Annotated in this window: 5 protein-coding genes and 1 pseudogene; 2 read left to right on the top strand and 4 right to left on the bottom strand. The window is 44.6% G+C overall.

The features are described from left to right. The first annotated feature begins 39 nt into the window (after positions 1–39). On the top strand, positions 40–1,587 hold the full coding sequence (locus tag CL176_RS04980) for a polysaccharide deacetylase family protein (RefSeq protein WP_118990314.1): 1,548 nt from the start codon (positions 40–42) through the stop codon (positions 1,585–1,587). A gap of 158 nt (positions 1,588–1,745) precedes the next feature. Further along, positions 1,746–3,398, top strand: a pseudogene (locus CL176_RS12995) (IS1182 family transposase). 84 nt (positions 3,399–3,482) lie between these two features. On the opposite strand, the gene CL176_RS04970 reads toward CL176_RS12995, so the two are convergent. From CL176_RS04970 to CL176_RS04955, 4 genes are all read right to left on the bottom strand, one after another. Continuing rightward, complete coding sequence (locus CL176_RS04970; RefSeq protein WP_118990313.1) at positions 3,483–15,116, bottom strand: mucin-binding protein; 11,634 nt, start codon at positions 15,114–15,116, stop codon at positions 3,483–3,485. A 1,187-nt stretch (positions 15,117–16,303) separates the two neighbouring features. Continuing rightward, a complete protein-coding gene (locus CL176_RS12630; protein ID WP_240430613.1) occupies positions 16,304–16,546 on the bottom strand; it encodes a group II intron maturase-specific domain-containing protein in 243 nt (80 codons plus the stop codon). A gap of 149 nt (positions 16,547–16,695) precedes the next feature. After that, complete coding sequence (locus tag CL176_RS04960) at positions 16,696–16,992, bottom strand: hypothetical protein (RefSeq protein ID WP_162890829.1); 297 nt, start codon at positions 16,990–16,992, stop codon at positions 16,696–16,698. A 711-nt stretch (positions 16,993–17,703) separates the two neighbouring features. Further along, the gene (locus CL176_RS04955; RefSeq protein ID WP_118990310.1) at positions 17,704–18,933 is read right to left on the bottom strand and encodes a dihydrolipoamide acetyltransferase family protein; all 1,230 of its coding nucleotides are present in this window, start codon (positions 18,931–18,933) and stop codon (positions 17,704–17,706) included. Between the last annotated feature and the right edge of the window lie 7 nt (positions 18,934–18,940).

Raw genomic sequence — 18,940 nt, 5'->3', positions numbered from 1 at the left:
GGCTATTATTTTATAATAGTTTAGGAAAAGGAGTAAATCATGAAAAATATAGATGAACAATGGCTCGAACAAGTTAAGCGCTACACTATACCAATTGTCGCTCTTTTGCTTATTCTGAGCTTAATCGGCTATATAACTTGGTCGCACCAGCGTCACGCCGAGGCCGTTGCCTCTTTATTTGAAGACGAGCATATGGTTCTTGTTCGAGAAGATGTTACAAAGAGCGATGTTCAAGCTGGAAAATCCCATGCTGAAGCCATGTTGCCCGGTCTTAGAAACGACTATATTGATGCCATAAATAAAGCAGATAAGCAAATTGAAGTCCAAGAACAGACGCAGGCTTTATTTATTACATCTCCCGATTCAGCCACCAATACAAAAAATATCCCGACAGAGCCTCAAACTAGCAGGCGCCAACAACCAATCACAAAGCAATCAACTAACGACAGAGCGTCACAGGTAGAATCAACTGCGAATCTTGAAAATGCAAGCTCTTCTGAAGTAGGCCTTGCGTCGAGTCCAAGTAGCAAAGCAGATAAAGCAACCGTAAATGAAGCTTCTGAACTTCAAGGCGATAGTCTGCCAATCGTTCAAGCCGATGCAACGTCGCAAGCATTTCAAGATAATCTCATTTTGCTCAAAGAAGCCTATCCAGAAAATAGTGAACGCTACAAGAGTTTAGCCAAGCTTAACCAATTTGGCTTGGAAGTAACCGAAGAATTTGATGCAGCTAATCAGGAATTAGACGACATCACTCTAAGCATGCAAGAAGCAGATTTAAGCGAGCAAGCTAATCTGATTCATACTTTCGAAAATCATTATGTTTACCTGCACACTCAACCCATTATGACACGGGTGCAAGAGAGATTAACCGAATTAAGTCAAGGAATCATTGCGGAAATTGAAGCCGACCCAGATCCAGACAGTTATAAAGATAGTTTCGTTGAAACGGTAATGGCTAGCCCTACCCTTTATAAACAGCTACGCCACACTGCCTTTGACCCACAAAAGTACGCAGTCTTAACTTTTGATGATGGGCCGAACGTGCCTTACACACAACAAGTACTAGAAATTCTCAAGGAGTATGATGTGATAGGCACCTTCTTCGTCATGGGAGCTTATGTGGATGAACATCCCGAAATTGTCCAACAAATCTTAGATGAAGGCCATATCTTAGGCAATCATACTTATAATCACCTTGACTTACAGACCTTATCTGATGCAGAGATATTAGAGCAATTTGAATGGACCGAGATAGCTATTGAAGAAGCGACTGGAACTCGCACAGATATTTATCGGCTGCCTTTTGGCTCAGGAAACCAACATATTATTGAATTGCTACCCAATAGTGAGTCAATTCTGTGGAATGTTGATACGATGGATTGGGCTACCCATGATGCAGAGGATATATGTGCCCAAGTGGAGTCTCAAGCTCAAAAAGGCTTTGATTTAATCATTCTTATGCATGACACTCATGAAGCCACTCCTGAAGCATTAAAGACGATGATTCCTATGTTAAAGGAAATGGACTTTGAATTTACTACCCCGTATAATGTGCATTATCCAATTAAATACTTTGAATCATAAGTTTTGTGAGGCTGTAAGATAAGTCAACAACAGAAACCGCCAAGAATGCTGTTAAATCAACATCCTTGGCGGTTTCTGTGCTATAATATAGTTAATGAAAATGAAAAACAGAGGGTAGGAGCCCTCTGTCGCAGATAATCCAGAAAGGACTACCCAAATTGTATACTCATTATACATAAATCAGATGACATTGGAGCTGTCCACTCAATATACACCGAAAGAAGGCCTTATCGCATGGTATATTAATGTTTTTGTTGAAGCACTTGAGATTGAACAACCATATGGCTTTGGATGACCTCGAGAATAGGACTTTTCAATGTTATTAAAGTTATTGCTCCTAGCTTATTCCCAAGGAATTAAGACAAGTAGACCAATGGCTGAATTTGCGGAAGATAGCTTAGCGGCTCGGTGGCTAACTCAAGAGCAGACACCATCCCATGAAACAATTTGTCGTTTTAGACGCTCAGCTGAATTGCGTGAAATTTTAACGCATAGCTTTGAACGCTTCACAAACTTCCTTAAAGAACAAGGACTTATTGATGCTAAGGTCTTTATTGATGGCACCAAATTACTTGCGGATGCCAATAAATACAGCTTTCAATGGAAGAAGAATACGATTCGTTATGAAAAGATGAATCGTAGACAATTGGTAAGTTTGGTTAATGAACTAAATGATAACTATAATCGTCAAACGATTCCTGAAGATACACAGCTCATCCTAAACGACCTTGGTGAACTTATTACGGAAATTGAGATTCGTATCAAAGACCTAAATGAAGCCATTGAAGCAGATCCTAAGAAGTCTCCTAATCAGATAAGCAAGTACGCCGTTTCCTTAGAGGCCGTTGTAATAAAATCATTGAACGTCGAGGAAAAGCGTTGGAATATGAAGCGCAGCATCAGATATTTAAAGAGCGCAACTCTTACTCTAAAACAGACCCTGATGCGACCTTTATGCGGATGAAAGATGGCCCTATGCGGAATGGTCAGACTAAACCTGGTTATAATCTTCAAGTAGCGACGTCTCATCAATTTTTCTTGGCCTTTGATTTATTTCCTAACCCGATAGATACACGCACCCTGATTCCTTTTATGGAGATTCATCGAGTTTTATTTGAAGCAAGTGCATATATCGGATTAGACTCTGGATATGGTTCTCAAGCAAATTATCCATATCTCGAAGAGAATTTCCCGGATTTAACACCACTTATTCCCTATGATACTTACTACAAAGAAAAGTCTAAAAAATGGCAAGAAGACCCTAAAAAAGTGATGAACTGGGATTATAATGAAGAAAACTACTCTATAGACCTCGAAGGCGTGAGGTTCAACTTTCATACATATCGAAAAATGATAAATAAATATGGTTATGAGCGAAGCTTCAAGGAATATCATGCAGAGAAATTTGATGCAGACCAGAACATTATAGAAGCGGCGCTCACAGACAAAGGCAATGTACACAAGATAAGAATAAACCCCGAACTTGAGTATTATAAAGCCAAGCAACGGGAACTTCTGTCGGATGAAGAGAATAAGAAATTTACGGCAATCGGAAAATAGACGTAGAACCTGCGCTCGGTTTTCTGAAGGCCTGCTTAGGCTTCACAAGATTCCATGTTAGAGGAATCGATAAGGCGAAAAACGAAATAGGATTGGCCTTAATGGCTGCAAACTTAAGACGACTTGCACTGAGACTCAGCCCAGGTCAAAAGACCCAGAAATCTTATTCATTGAGAAAAAATTCTGGGTTTTTTGAGGAATTATCTTACAGGCTCTTTATATGCAAGGAAATCCATTTCCGATACTATTAGGTCGCAAACAACTCCCCCACTAACCCAAATTCAAAAACAGGGAATGCCTAAAAGGGCATTCCCTGTTCCTATATGGAGCGAACTTTAAGCTTCGTCCTCTTCTTCGCTTTTCTTGCCTTTGAGTAAGCCTAAACCTGACAACAAGGACAGGGCTGCGGCAGAGAATAGTGCGTAATTTGGCTCCGTCTCACCCGTTTCAGGTAGGATGTCAAAGCCGTGGCCGCCGGTTGCTGGCAGTGAGGTTTGGCTACTATCTGAAGTGATGAGGCCAGTGCCTGGTAAGCCGGTTCCTTCTTGACCGGTGTTTGTTCCTAGTTCTGTAGGCTGCTCAGGAGTGCTTGGCACATGGCCTGGTTCACCTGGGGCATCAGGATTACTTGGAACATGTGGCTTGATTGGAACACTTGGTGTACCTGAATCGCCGGAAGCGATATGGCGATACGTCGCAGTAACCTCGATAGGATTGCTCAAGGCGTCAATTACTAAACTTGGCACCGTATCTTGATCACAGGTATAGTCCACAATATCTGGCAAGGTCACGGCGTCGAAACTTTGCGTGCTTGGGGCAAAGTCTGTATAGCCAACGAATTCGCCCGTTACTGGGTTTACGATGGCTTTTCGTGTAAAGTGGAGGCGTTGCACAATCGGTCTTTGCAAGGCCTGGCCACTTTCATCTACCAAGTGAATGGTCCGTGTGATCTCTTTTTGTAAGAGGTCTGGGGAGACTTGGTTTGGCCATGTGATATCTGGGTGGCTCGGTGAAATCGGTTGGCCTGGGATGCGTCCTTGGTCCGGCGAGACGAGGCTCAGAGCCACGTATAAAACATTGCAGTTCAAGGTTGGATCGCTAATCTCTGGCATGTAATAGCCAAGTGCTGGGTTCGCTGGATCAATCAGTGTAAGCGGTTCGCGCGTATCCGTTAAAACCGCCACATAATTGTCATAATATGGCAGCGTAAATTTACCAATTTGGGATGGATCACTCGGATGGTTCGGATACTGGAAGTTATTCGGTGCTGGGATGGCGGCTGAATAGCTGCCATCTGGGCGTTCCACTTCGAATTGCATCTCACCTAGTGATGCGAAGATTACATCGACCGACTGATCTGAAGAGACTGCGGTGACATCTGTTTGGGCTGATATTTCTCTGACTTGCGTAATATATCCGGCCACAACAGGAACCTGTACGGCCTGGAAGGTCGTATCGTCCGCTGTCCACTCATTGAAGCCTACCAATGTCTTGTGAACAGTGTCTACCACAGCCGTGCGCTTGAAGTCGAGCTGTTGTAAAGCGTCTGCTTTCAGCGGTGCACCCGTCTCATCAACAAAATGCACGGTCCGTGTCACGGTTTGGACTAGGTCGTCTGGGTTGAGGCCTTCTACATCTGGCATAACCTTGGCTTCTTCTGCATTCGGTTGAGCGAATGGCACGTAGGAAACCGTGAGGTCTTTCCTTACATCGTTCGGAACTGGTACAAGATAGCCTTGCTTTAGGTCCGCCGAATCTACCGGTGTAAGAGCAACGCCGTTTGAAACCGGTGTATGGTTTGGCACATAGGCGATAACAGGCTGACTCACTTGGGTTGGATCCGTTGGATGGTTCGGATAGGTGGTGGCTGCTGGCAACTCACTATCCTTGGATGGCACTGGGTTAACAATGCCTTCCGGTTGGTACTCGGTTACAACTTGGCCGATTCTTTGATAGCTTACTGTTTCCGTCCGGTCCTCATCAGTAGCTATCACGCTGAGGGTGCCTGGAACAACCGTCTTATTGGCAATATAGCCTGGAATGATTGGTACTGGTGTTGGATCAAAAGTCATCTTCTTCGTAACCGGTGTCCACGATTTGTAGTTGATTAATTTCTGGTTAACGGTATCGATAACAGCATTACGGCTGAAATCAATTTGCTGAACGGCGTTTTCTGCCAGCGGGTTGCCCATCTCATCGACAAAATGAATCCTTTGGATAACCTTCTTATTCAACGCATTCGGATCAAGTCCTTCAATATCCGACATATGCTTCAATTCCTCTACGCTTGGTTGCGCAAATGGAATATAAGATACAGTAATACTTTCTGTCGGATTGTCTGGAACTGGGACAATATATCCTTGTGTTGGATCGCCAGGATTTACCGGCTTAAGCGGCTGACCATCCATGACTGGCGTATGATTCGTCACGTAGCCAATCGTCGTTCCCTTCGCTTGACTAGGATTATCGCTGTCGTTTGGATAGCTTGTACCTTCTGGTAAGTCCTCTGGATTAGACGGTACCGGGTTCGAGATCCCGGTCGGATCATATTGGGTATTAATCTGACCTAGCTCCCGGTAAATCACCGTCACCCTACTATCTTCCGCTGTCACTGGGACATTCACCACACCAGGCACCTGCGCTTGGTCGGCAATGAACCCTGGCACAATTGGGCTATTCACCGCTATTAAAGATGCCTCCGTTGGCTGCCAAGGCGTATAGCCTTCGAAACTTGTATTCACCGTATCGACAATCACTTTACGTGTAAAGTTCAGAGTCTGCACCTCGGTTTTCCATGCCGAACTTCCATCTGCGTAAACATACTTAATCGTGCGAGTCACCGTCTCCCTCAATGTCTCTGGGTCAAAAAGCTTTGGCCTATTTGTCGGTGTAAGCTCATCACTCGACAACTGGTCAAACGGCACATAAGATACCGTTACATCTTCTGACGGATTATTTGGCACCGGGACTATGTAGCCCTTACTCAAATCAGCTGAATCAACTGGCGTCAAGGCTAGTCCATCCACTACTGGCGTGTGGTTCGGAATATACTTAATCGTCGGTTGGCCTGCCTTCGTGACGTCTTCAGCGTCGTTAGGATAAGTTACGACGCAAGGTAAGTCTGCTTGATTTGAAGGCAGTGGATTACGTAAGCCGACCGTATCAAATTGAGCTGTAACTTGTCCGAGTTTCTTGTAGACAATCTTTTGGGTAATATCCTCTGCGCCTGCTTTTATATTAGGGACAGCTTCTACTTGTGCAACAGTCGCTAGGTAGCCCTCGATTAAATGAGCCTTCACTGCGTCAAAGTTATCCTTATCCGTTGTCCAATCGTTATAGCGTATAAACGCGTTATTCACCGTATCCACAACCGCAGTCCGCTTGAAGGTCAAGGTTTCTGTCGTTGGTTGAGAAAGTTTATTATTGCTTTCGTCAACATAGTGGATGGTTTGGGTTACGGTATCTGTCAAACTTGTCACATCAAAGCCTGCAGGTGTATGGGACTCGTTAAAGTTCCCTGGCGTTAATTGCGCAAAAGGAATGTACTCAATCGCCGTATCACCGGTCAGTGACTCAGGCCTTGGCATCTTATAGCCCTGGCTTGGGTCCGTTGGATCAACTAATTCAAGCGGTTTTGTGCCAACCACTGGCGTGTGGTCCTTGACATAAGGAATCACTGTGTTCGTAGTTACAATCTGCGTCGCATCATTCGGATCATTTGGATAAGTGATGCTATTAGATAGTGTTGCAGTTGAATTCACTGGGTTAGTAATGCCCTCACGCTTGTAGCTGAAAGTTAGCTGACCGAGCTCGCTATAAGTGATTGTTTCGGTTGAATCAGTATCATTAACTGTTACGCCAGCCTTACCGTCTACATTCACCTTGTCAGCTACTAATCCAGTTACCACTGGAGCCTTGTAGCTGTCATAGCTATCTTTTGTTGCCTCCCAGTCCGTGTGTTTAATAAATTCACCAGTCCATGGGTTGACAATGGCAGAACGGGTAAAGTCTACTTTCTGAACTTCATCAACAGGTTTCGTACCTGTCCAATCAGCTGGCACGTCATGGGTGATTGTCCGTTGAATTGTCTTATTCAGCTGATCTTGAGCTGTTTCAGCTGGCCATTTCGGTCCTTCTGGCTTCTGCTCATTAATTGGTTGACCTGGTGTCTTGGCTTGATCAGCTGGGATAATCAGGTGCTTAGCGTAGATCACCGTTACAGTCGCATCTGGGTCGCCCTGCTTAAAGCTATGCGCTTCAACCGTTACCTTATCTGGGCTGTAGCCTTCAAGATTCGGTGAATTAACAGCATTTACCGTTGCGGTCGCCGGTGTCCACTCTGTATAAGATACCGCTTGACCCGTCCATGGGTTAACCACAGCTTTTCGGTCAAAGGTTACCGTTTGAACTTCATCACGATGAACCGTAGAGCTATCTTCCGCCTTGATATACTTAATGGTTCGTTTCACATCTTGACGTAAGTCGTTCTTAGTTAAGCCTTGACCGAACTTCGTCGTATTTGTTGGGTCATTTGGATCAACTAGGTCCGTTGTAGTTTTCGGATTGTCTCCGTCAAGAATAATTTCCTTAGCGTAAGTTACAATCACAGAGATGTCTGGGTCATCAGCCTTCGCATTATCATTTGCTAGGACTTCTGGTTTATCGACAAAATGGTTCGCTACAGTTGGCGAAGTTACTGCTTCAAAATTTGTACCCTTATCTGCTGTCCACTCGTTAAAGCGAATGAACTTGTTATTCACTGTGTCCACCACAGCCTGACGAGAGAAGGTGAGCTTATCTGTCTTAGCTTCGGGAGCTGTCGCCGTACCATTCTTCACTACATAAGTGATAGTGCGAACGACTTCTTCAGACATCTGATCTGGGTTCAAACCAGTAATTGGCTTGTCAAAAGATATATCCGTCTTGTTCAATTGCGCAAACGGCACGTAGAAAACAGACACATCTTGCGTTGGATCAGTCGGCACTGGCACCTTGTAGCCCTTAGACGGATTGGTTGGGTCTGCTAATTCAAGCGCCTGACCTGATGCATCTACAGGGGTATGGTCAGCAAGAACTGGGATAGTTGGCTGGCCTACTTTGGTTGGGTCTGTCGGATGGTTGGGATACGTCATCTCAGCTGGTAGTTTATTTGCATCCGTATTGACCGGATTCGTAATACCTTCCGTCTTGAGTTGAGGCTTCACTTGACCTAACTTCTTATAAGTGACCGTTACTGGCGTGTCTGTATCCGTTACAGCTACATGAGTCTTTTCAGGGACACTTGCTGTATCGGCAATCAGGCCCGTAACTAGAGGCGTATTTACCTGGTCATGGCTGGCCTTGGTGCTGGTCCAGTCGCTATAGTCAACCACCTCTCCAGTCAATGGATTCACCCTAGCCGTCCGTGTATAAGTTACGTCCTGGGTCACGTTTGCCGGTTTTTGCGCTTCAAAGCCTACCGGAACTACATAGTCAATCCTCCGCTGAATGGTCTTGTTCAAGCCTGCCTGGTCAACATCTGCCGGCCATTTCGGTCCATCTGGCTGAGCCGGGTCAATCGGCTCTCCGCCTGTCTTAGGATTATTTGGCTGGACTGTAATGAGTTGGACATAGACAATTTGCCCTTCTTTAGTGAAGTTTTCCGTTGAATGGGGTTCAATGGTCAAGGCTGGAACGGTAGTGCCTTCAGCTGGCTGACCATCGTAGGTAGCAGACTTAGGTACATAGCCGTCAATTGCCTTGGCTGGGACAGCCTCCATCACATACGGCTCAGGAATACCCTCTGTATCGTACTTATAGTAATCATAGTAGTACTTACCGGTCACAAGGTCGATGCTGACTTTGGCCTCGATATAAATAGTCTGTTCAACAGAAGTAGCCAATTCCGTGCCGGCTTCATCAACGAATTTAATGGTTCGTTTATAGTCTCTCGGTGTCTGGATGTCTCCTTCAGGCGTTGGCCACTTCGGACTATTCGGATCTTCCGGATTAACTAGCTCACCCGGCGTCGGCAAGTTACCAGGGTCAGCAATCGGCTCATAACGGTGGACCATGGAAATCTGATAACTTTGGTCAACACTGCCATCCTTATCAAAAATCTGCGTACCATCGAGCGGATTCTTCTGTACCTTATACCCTCGCTTGAGCAATTCATTAATCTGAGTCTGAATAGTTGCATACTCCGTTGCTCCCGTTAGATTTTGGTCTGTCACACCGCTTAAGTCGATGCTCGCTAATTGAGGGTTTCTCCCCTTATTAACATCGGTGTCGACGAACTTCACCACAGCCTTTTGAGGATCTGGAGTGTAGATGACTGTATGAGTCGTATCCGTATCCGTTGCTGAAACTGCTTGACTAGTGGTTGGGAGATGTGTCGCGGTGTAACCGGCCAGTTTTGGGATTTCCTTGTCTGTCAAGACAGGGAAAATATTCTGACCTGCTATTCCCACAAACTCCCAATCGGTATAGGTTGCTACACCCGTTAGGTCACCTTCAGCCAGCACTTCATAAGTCCAAGGATTCACATGGGCCTTGCGCTGGAAGTTGAGAGTTTGAATGTAATCGGGCGCTACCTGGCTACCATCTACCTGGCTACCAGCTTGCTTCTGGAAGCGAATCGTACGCTGAACCGACTCTTTCAAGTCCGTCTCTGTCAAGCCCGGCCCCCATGTTGGTTCGTTCTTTAAATCATTAGCATTGGGGTCAACAAATTCGCCTTCTTGATGGGGTTCACCGACTACTAAGACTTGCTTGTAGAAGAGGTCGGCTGTGCCGTATAACTCAGGGTAAGCGCGGTTGTCTTCTAACTTTTTCAGATTCCTTAGAATTTCATCTATTTTAGTGTCGGTCTTGGCATCCACATCCTTAGCTGCCACAAAATTTGCTTCTGGATTAGCAACCCAGTAACCTGTCACACCTGCTGCATATTTTGCGGGGTCCGTAATGGCATCCACTTGCGGGAAGGTCTTCTTAGAATCTAAGGCATTGAGTGGGAAGTATTGCGTACCATCACCCACCTGCAGGTCACCCCAGTCGTAGATATAGTCCCCCGTCACCATATCCATATAGACAGGCGCTTCGAAATAGAGGGTCTGGACGGTCTGGTCTGCAATTGGTGTGGTCGTACCGCCTTGATAGTGGTTGACCTTACGCTGGATATGAAACTGGTTCATGATTTCAGCTGGGTCGACTTTTTTTGGCCAGAGCATAGGCTCATTCTTTAAATCACCATAAGGGGCATCCTTTTGAGGCAGGTTATTTCCATCAATGTTGGTGCCCCAAGTCTTCTGGTTGTTGCCCTCTTCATCCTGGGTATAGGTGAGAATAGGCACGACACGGTGTTCCATATAGACATCGAAGACCTGGTGTTGGGTCTTGTCAGTGTCAAAGGTAAATTCATTCGCGAAATCATACGCATCAGTCAGCGTAGGTTTAGCCTCAACAGGGGCATTCGCTGGAATGTTATCTGTCGTGCTGGTTTGATAGAGCCCTTGGATGGCGTAACCTTTTCCTCTGAATAAGTCCAAATTTTCATAATATTGATTATTTAGAGTATCCGGATTAGTAAAGCTGCCTGTTTCCCCTGTCTTTCCATCTGTAACGAGGGAGTAGATTACCTTGTTATCATTCGTCGTATCAATAAATCGGAGGTAGGCCTTCTGGTCATCGGCAGAATAACGAGCTTCAAAAGTATAAAGCGGTTCACTCAAGACAGCTTCGTCTTGCGGTAGTGCCCTGGCTGTTCCGCCATCTACCCTTACCCAGTCCTTGAACATATAACCTTCGTTAGGCTTGGCATTGACTGCAGGGTCTGGATGAGTATTACCATTCGAGATAAGGTCTGGCAATTGTTCCATACGAACCGACTTGTGCACATCAAACACAAGTGGCTGAGGGCTTGGGTTAATTGAATCTTTATAAGCTAACTTACCTTCTGGCTGAGTTTGAATAATGACCCGAGTGTAGCCTTCTGGCACCGGATGGTCTTCTGGTTTATACCCTTGAGTCTGGCTGACATCTCGCTGAATCACTCGTTTGTCTTGGTAGACATAGACCCGCTTGAATCCCTTCTCTGGCGGAATACCTGGGCCGTCTTGCAAGCCTTCATTTAGATATTCAAATTGGTATTGAGAAGCGAGGCTATCTTGGTATTGGTTGATTCCATACTTATTCTTCTCATCGGCAGTTAAGCTAGCCTGTTCAACCAATTGATACCCCGGAATATTCACGTAATGATCTGCATCATAGTGGCGATTCCCATTGGTTACTTTTTTGTCATCTAAAAGTTTATTACCGTTTTGGTCCACATAGGAAATAGTGTATTGGCGTCGTAAATAAGGACGATATTTAAATGTAAGCTCTGCACCCGGTTGAACATCAGTTATAACACCAAAGCGATGTTCCGCCACATAATCTTCACCAGCATAGATGGCATCCTTGGACCAATAAGATCCCACACGAACCCCGTCAATTTCTTCTGTGAAGATTTCGGTTGGAGTACCCGTAAAGTTTCGATTGTCATAAAATTCATGTTTGACCGTCACGGATGTCTTCTGGTGTGGTTCCCACATAGCACGCAGACGGATATGGTCATTTACTCGGTTGTCGAACGAATAGAGTAACGGTGTGTCTCGCTGGCTGCTATCATTGTCCTCTACAATATATTCCCAACCAATAAAGTCATAGCCTTCACGGGTAGGTTCTTCAAGCTGGCTTGGCTCAGCGATCTTGTCGCCGTACTTAACCTTATAACGGCCTTCTTTAATAAGTTGGCCATTATGGTCTTGCATCGTCCCACCGTTAAAGTCATATAAAACGGTATATTCCGCATCAGGCGCCCCCCACTTAGCATAGAGGGTCAAGGGCGAAGTAGATGGTACGTGGTCACGACGTCCCCCAACCTCATTATTAGTCCGGTTATCATCAATGACGCCACTGTTAATTGCCCAGCCTTCTTCAATGCCCCAGCCTTTGAATTCATAGTCTTCAGGCACATCTGCTGGACGGTATTTGTCTAGCTCTTCCTTAACCTTGGCATATGCTTCATGGTAGGCTGCCAAAGCGGCTTCATAAGCAGCTTTGGCTTGTTGGTATTGTTGCATAGCTGCCTCATATTCAGCCTGGACCTCAGCTGGCGCATCTGGACCAGGCTGGCTAGGTGGCAGGCTTGGGATGTCTATTGGATCTGGATACTTGGGCATGGTTGGCAGGTCAATCTTGGTCAAGTCGGTCTGGTAAGCCAGGGACAAGGTGTTATCCGAATTGACATTAGGTAGACTTTGGTCTAGGCCATATCTCACATTAGGCTTGGTAGAGTCCGGGATAAACTCAACGTGAGATATCTTGCGTTGATAGTAATAGTCAACAGTCCTATTCTCACTGTATCGCACACCATTTTCCCCAACAGCAATATAGGGACCGTACTTTTCTTCTAAGCCTTGCGCAGCCCATCTATTAGCACCTTTAACTGTTATTGCTCCTTGACGCGGATTAACTAAGGTAAAACCATCCACTTCAGGGCCGGGGAACTTATATGCAGGGGCGCTCGTATCATTTCGAATGCCATTTTCAATAACACTTGGGTCAGTGACATAAACAGGGTCAGGTATAGCCTTTCCTTGAATCTGAGCCTCGTAACGAGCTTGGGCAGATTCCACTGTTTCGATATTATATGCGAAGTGAACCGGTACTGTATTTGTTCCTGCCATAATTCCAAGATAGATTTCATCCGGCTGCATTAGGATGCCAAGTGCCTTATTTTCATAGGGGCCATGTTGAATAAACTGCTCCTTATTCAAAGTGTAAGGTGGGGCATCCCGGTAATCTACAGGCCCCTTTGCACCATAAAGATACCAGCCATTGTTGTTCATTCTCGCTGGCCAACCCTCAATCTGGTTTTGGTTAGGCCAGTCTTCACCCACTACTAGGGTCTGGCCAAACTTCACCTTGCGACGATAGACATCATAAGGATTGATGGGTTCATATTTGACCCCATCCATGGTAATGGTTGGGTTAAATTGATATGCAGAGCTTTGGTGGAGTGCCCTCCCAAAAATCAAGGTATAAACCTTACGATCATAGTAAAGGTTGTAGGAGGTCGATCCATCCCCATCAATAGTCTTACCGGCATTGGCCTGGTTGGATTCCTCTTGGTTCAGGGTGTAGTATTTAGCAAACTCAAATGGGTCGTTCTCGTCTACTGGATCAATATCCGGCCAGTCCAATTGCCCTGCTGTGATCGTTGATAAGTCCGCCTCGGTATCGGTGGTACCCGTTCCTAGCTTACGCCCAACATAGTCCCAACGGTCGGCCGGATTGTCGCCTTCCTTCCAATCAGGGTTTTCCGCCCAGAAATGAATCGAATAAGAGGCATTCTCATCCGCTTTCCATAAAGCCTTAAACGTGACATCATGGGCTGGCATGACCACCACTTGATTAGGGTCAGCCATCTTGCTCCTATCTCCTGTATAGGGGTTGTAGCCTGCCAACTCAGGCATCAGGTTCCCTTCTTCGTCATAGGCCTCCCAGCCAGTGAAGATATAGCCTCGACGGAAAGGAACTTGGTCGCCTCGTTCTTGCATGGTTAGGAGTGGCGCATCGTAATAGTGTTGCATGTTACGAATCTTTAAAGCTGGCGTTCCCGAATCAAAGTTTACCGTGTAGTTGTTACGACGGTAGCGAAGGTCTAAGACATACTGGATTTCACCTGTCTCGGCATCCTGAGTGTTTTGGGGTAGAACAGTGAGCGTTGGTCGTTCAGCCGTGAAACCTTGGATGGGCAAGCCTAAAGCTTCAACCTCTTCTCCTACGAGACCGGTTTGAATGGTATGATCTCCATCGAAAATGATTTTTCGCTCAGGTAAGTTTGCTTCTTTTCCTGTCTCACGATAACGCAGCCCGGACTTAATTGTCATATCTTTCGTAAGTTGCTCATCTTCACCCACTGTCCGCCAATTCTCAGTCACAGAGCCATCTGAGTTGGTTGTCGTAGACTCAAGGACTTGGGTGCCTTCAATTAAAAGTGGTTTAACCTTCTTAGGATCTGCATAATAAGCCGCATTCAATTGGTCATAGACAGGGCGGCCACCTTGGTCAAAGCGTTGCAACCAGTGGCGAACCTTAAATTGAACCTGATCTGGCTTGTATTCAACGATGATCACTTTGGGTGTGTCCGTCGTTGATTGGAATTCCCCACTCTTTGCATCCTTCCAAGTTTCTTTGGATAAGGTCACCGTCGCTTGATCAGGTGTATAGCCATCGATCTGCGGAGAAGTGATGTCTACGTTTTTACCATGGAGACCGTTTTCAAAGACCTCCTGGCTAAAGGTAGCTTGATAAGGCTGGGAAAGGTCTATGATTCTGTCTCGAAATTGTGTATTACCCACTTCATCCTGATACTCTTCTTTATAGGTGGCTTGGTAGCGGATTTGCACCCCGTACTCCGGCTTTGGGACTGGGCTTGCCACTTGTGCATCGGCCGCTTCTTGTGTCGTAACTTCAGACTCGGTCTCTTGGATTTCGACGTTCTGTTCTTTATATGTGTCAAGAGTCCCGCCTTCCACCTTCTCTTCAATCGGCCTCGGGCCATCTGTAGATTCACTTTCCCCTGACTGACCTTCTGGTGTCGCAAAGGTTTGAAATTGAAGTTCATCCGACAAGCCCGCTGCCCCTGCATTGTTCGTTTCCACGCCGAATGAACTGTCCTCCGTGTCTGTTCCTGTGTCAGCTGTTTCAGGCTCCGAAAATCCTCCTTGAGGAGTAGACCCAATATCCTCAGGAGTCCCCAAAGTCCCTGTTGCCACTTCCGGTTGTCCCGTCATCGCCTGTACTTGCTGGACACCTAGTGACACAAAAAAGAAAGATGATACCGCAATAGAAACCACACCTACACTCAATTTCTTTAAAGCATAGCGATGCCCTTTATCACTCTGTTGCTCAAATTTCTTCTGATAATTATTCTTACCTAACATTTCCACTACTCCTTTGGGTATTTAAATGAAGAGAACACCAGCCCGAACAGTCGCACTCACTGGCATAATTGTAACTAATCTATGACATCTTATAACACATCGCTTAAAAGTGTCAATACATTGTATATTATACTATTTTATAGAATTATTTCCAAAAGTCATTTTTCTGTTTCCCTAAAGTTTCGAATGAAGATGATAGCGCCACCATAACGATTTATAGCTCTTCTTAACCATTTAATGGAACAAATACATGTCCCCCCATTGTTGCTTCTCATAATTTATAATCCTATCTTCGAAAAATAACTTTTGAGATGGAATAAAATACCCCCTGCAACAGGAATCAATGACATTACAGCAAAAATAAAGCTCTCGATACTACTTCTTGCCAGTCTAGTCTAATAACCTAACTTTACCCAGCTTTTGAAATAAGTTTGCGAGATACTTATACACCTGAAATGGGAACTTTCCAAGGCAAAGGCCCTTGTATTCCCACTCATCATAAAACTTCCTTGCCATCACAGGCCTAATCTCGTCTGTTATGATTAATCTCTTAACGACGGACCTTCCTAGATATGAAGTGCAAGTTAGTATTAGCACACCCTCTCAGATGCGAATTTGAATCCGAAACGCATGCCATTACGCTTGCATACACAAACATTTAAAGCATGCGTCACCCCTAAGTCAGAAATCTAAATCCATCAGATTACCTTTAATTGCTATATTCGAACTCCCTTCTTGAGAGCCAAGAAAGATTGTGCTACTTGAACCATAATCTACAAAGTTGAAATTCGCATAGGACTGCTAAGCGCTATACAAGAACTTCCTCTCTACAATTGCCTTCAGTAATATCTCGAACATGAAACATCTAAAACAGACAAACCATTGGTATTAAAGGAATTAACTCGATAAAAAACATAAACACCTTTTCGGGTTATAATATATGTGACATATAAATACTATAGAGAGGTGTTTATGCTATGAAAACTATAACCTAATTTCCCCTGAAAGCTCTCACAGCACCGTATGTGAACCTCTCGATTCATATGACTCTTGTTATTTCCCTTACCATGATGGTAGCCAGCCCATTTGCCAATGCACAAATAGGTCAGCTTCCCTCTGATTAAATCCTTTGATCCATTCACTGGCTCTTTCTTATGCCCTCTGAATCGTTTAAACTTATTCATGACTCAGTCCACAAGTATTCTCTTTAACCAGTTCATACTCTGCTTAACTTGGCTCGGATTGTATTTCTTGAAATAGTTTAACCAACCACGAACTTTAGGATTAATTTCTTCGGCTATCATGCTTAGCAGTGTCCCACTCCTTGAAGGTAGTCTCAGTTCCCGGATACTATTCCTAAATTTCTTTTGGGAATTGGGACTTACTGCCGGGGTGAAGTTGAGTATTGGCTTTCTGTACCTATTTTTCATCATCCGTTTTCGGAATTCATATCCTAGAAATTCGAATTTAATTTCGCTAAAATCGGCAACTCTATCTTTATCTTGACAGTATATGATTTTTGTCTTAGTTGGATGCATTTCTAGCCCAACTTCCTCTAATCTTTTGCCAATTATATATTTTATGAAGTTCGCTTGTTTAAGTGTTTCGCAGTACACAAGAATATCATCTGTTGGACGATACGGTCTCGAACTACCGGGATGCCTAACACTCGTTTAGCTCCATTCTCTTTCGGGATATATACCCCCTTTACAGGTAAGGGTTGATAGCTTCCATCCTTCACTTTCCAAAGAATAGCTGAGCCATATTCCGATATATGTTCTTCAATATCATCAACGGTCACCCCATCCATACCAGGAGCTCCTTTATTTGCATAAACCTTTTCGCATGCCAGTTGTAAGTTTTCTGGTGTTGCCATGAGGTTTATTCATCGTTCAGAAATATTATCTTGGCTCTTCATAGTCTTAGTGTCGTCCTTGACCCCAATGTTTACTCTTTCGGCTTCCAGCCCTATCCCTCCACATTGGGTCGCCCCTTATTTGAACTTAATCGCGGGTGTTTTCGGTAATTGAGGAGTCAACGTCTACCTCCTTGTCTACTTCAAGATGAATTGTTGTTCACCCCTTCAGTAACTTTGTTACCTACTATGGCTGCTGCTGACTTCTCATGATTCGTTATTACTACATCTTATGACGCCCATGAGACCTCCCCGGGTAAGCGCGATAACTTTCTACTCATGTCGCTGCTTTATTTACTGCTACAGATTTCGTGTAGTATCGGAGTTCGCTTTGTTTAGCAAGCCATCCATCTGCCTCAGCCTTGATATAAAGTTTCTGTTCGTCAGCGCAAGTATTTGCCACCGGCTTCCTTCAGATTCCGCCTTACGATGGATATCCTTGCCTTCAGCTAGCAGTTCCTGCTACCAAGCCTGCAGTGGACTTTCACCACCGAGTTATCGCCCATGCCGGGCGCACTAAAAAGTCGATAACATCAAAAAACGTTGATGTTATCGACCTAATTGTAGATATTATATTTTAGGGGAATTAGGATAAATAGCATTTAGTATTAAGCTTGCAAAAGCAAAAACTTCGACACACATATTAAGTGTGCGCCTAAGCTTTTAGGCTTTTTAAAGTACTAAACGATATGGATCTTCTAGGAAGGAAATAATTAACGCTAGAAAATCGGCTGCTTCTGAGCCATCAATAATCTGGTGGTCAAAGGTTAAACTTAAGCCTAATTTCACTAATTCAACTACTTCTTTGTTCTCATCAAAACCTAGTTCTGATTGAATTGCTCCTACCCCTAGAATACCTATTTCTGGACTATTAATAATGGGTGTGAAGTATTCTATACCTGAATGACCTAAGTTAGTAATTGTGAAAGTAGAACCGCCGTATAAGTCACCAGACAATGTGCCCTGACGAGCTTGTGTCGCCACATCTGACAAAGCACTGCCGAGTTCAGTTAAATTCATTTTGCCGGCATATTTCACAACCGGAACTACTAACCCATCATCCACAGATACAGCTTGTCCGATATGTATTTCTTCAATTTGCTCATACGAGCCATTGGCGTACCAACCATTCATTTCAGGCGTCTCTTTCAAAGCCAAAATTGTTGCCCGCGTGATAAGCGTATTTATGCTCAATTGTCCTCGGTCGAGTGGCACATTCACCTTTGCTTTCATATCTTTTCTAAAAGCCATTAAGCTGGTAACATCCGCTTTGGCATGAATCGTCACTTGAGCGGTTGTCTGTAAGCTGCGGACCATCCGTTGAGCAATTGTCTTACGCATACCTGTTAAGCCAGCACCGATTTCTTCACTTTCCACAGAAACTGCTTTGCTCTCTATAGCATCCTGTTCTGGAACATATCTTTCTATATCCCTACGTGTAATTCGGCCATTACCACCTGTGCCATTAATTTTGCTGATATCATAACCTTTCTCAGCAGCCATCTTACGTGCGAGCGGAGTAATGAAGATACGTCCCCCCTCTTTTGATTCATAGTCTTCCGCTACTTCTTTCTTGGTCACTTGCTTTTCTGGTGCTTGCACTTCGGTTTGTTGTTTGTTTTCAGTCTTATCCTTTACATCATTACTTACATCAATCGTCTCGCCTTCTTCACCAATATAGGCCATAGCTTCTTTAATAGGAACGGTGTCACCTTCGTCAGCTACAATTTTTAGCACAACCCCATCTTCAGGTGCTTCTACATCAGCCGATAGTTTTTCTGAACTGATTGAAGCAACGGGGTCGCCTTTAGAAACTGAATCACCTTCAGAGACTAGCCATTCATCAATGGTTCCTTCGGTCATTGTTAAGCCGAGTGTTGGCATTACAATTTTCGTTGCCATTCTCTCA

The sequence above is a fragment of the Suicoccus acidiformans genome (assembly GCF_003546865.1).
Classification (GTDB): domain Bacteria; phylum Bacillota; class Bacilli; order Lactobacillales; family Aerococcaceae; genus Suicoccus; species Suicoccus acidiformans.
The sequence above is the reverse complement of the archived record's forward strand: the minus strand, read 5'-3'. Positions and strand labels throughout refer to the sequence as shown.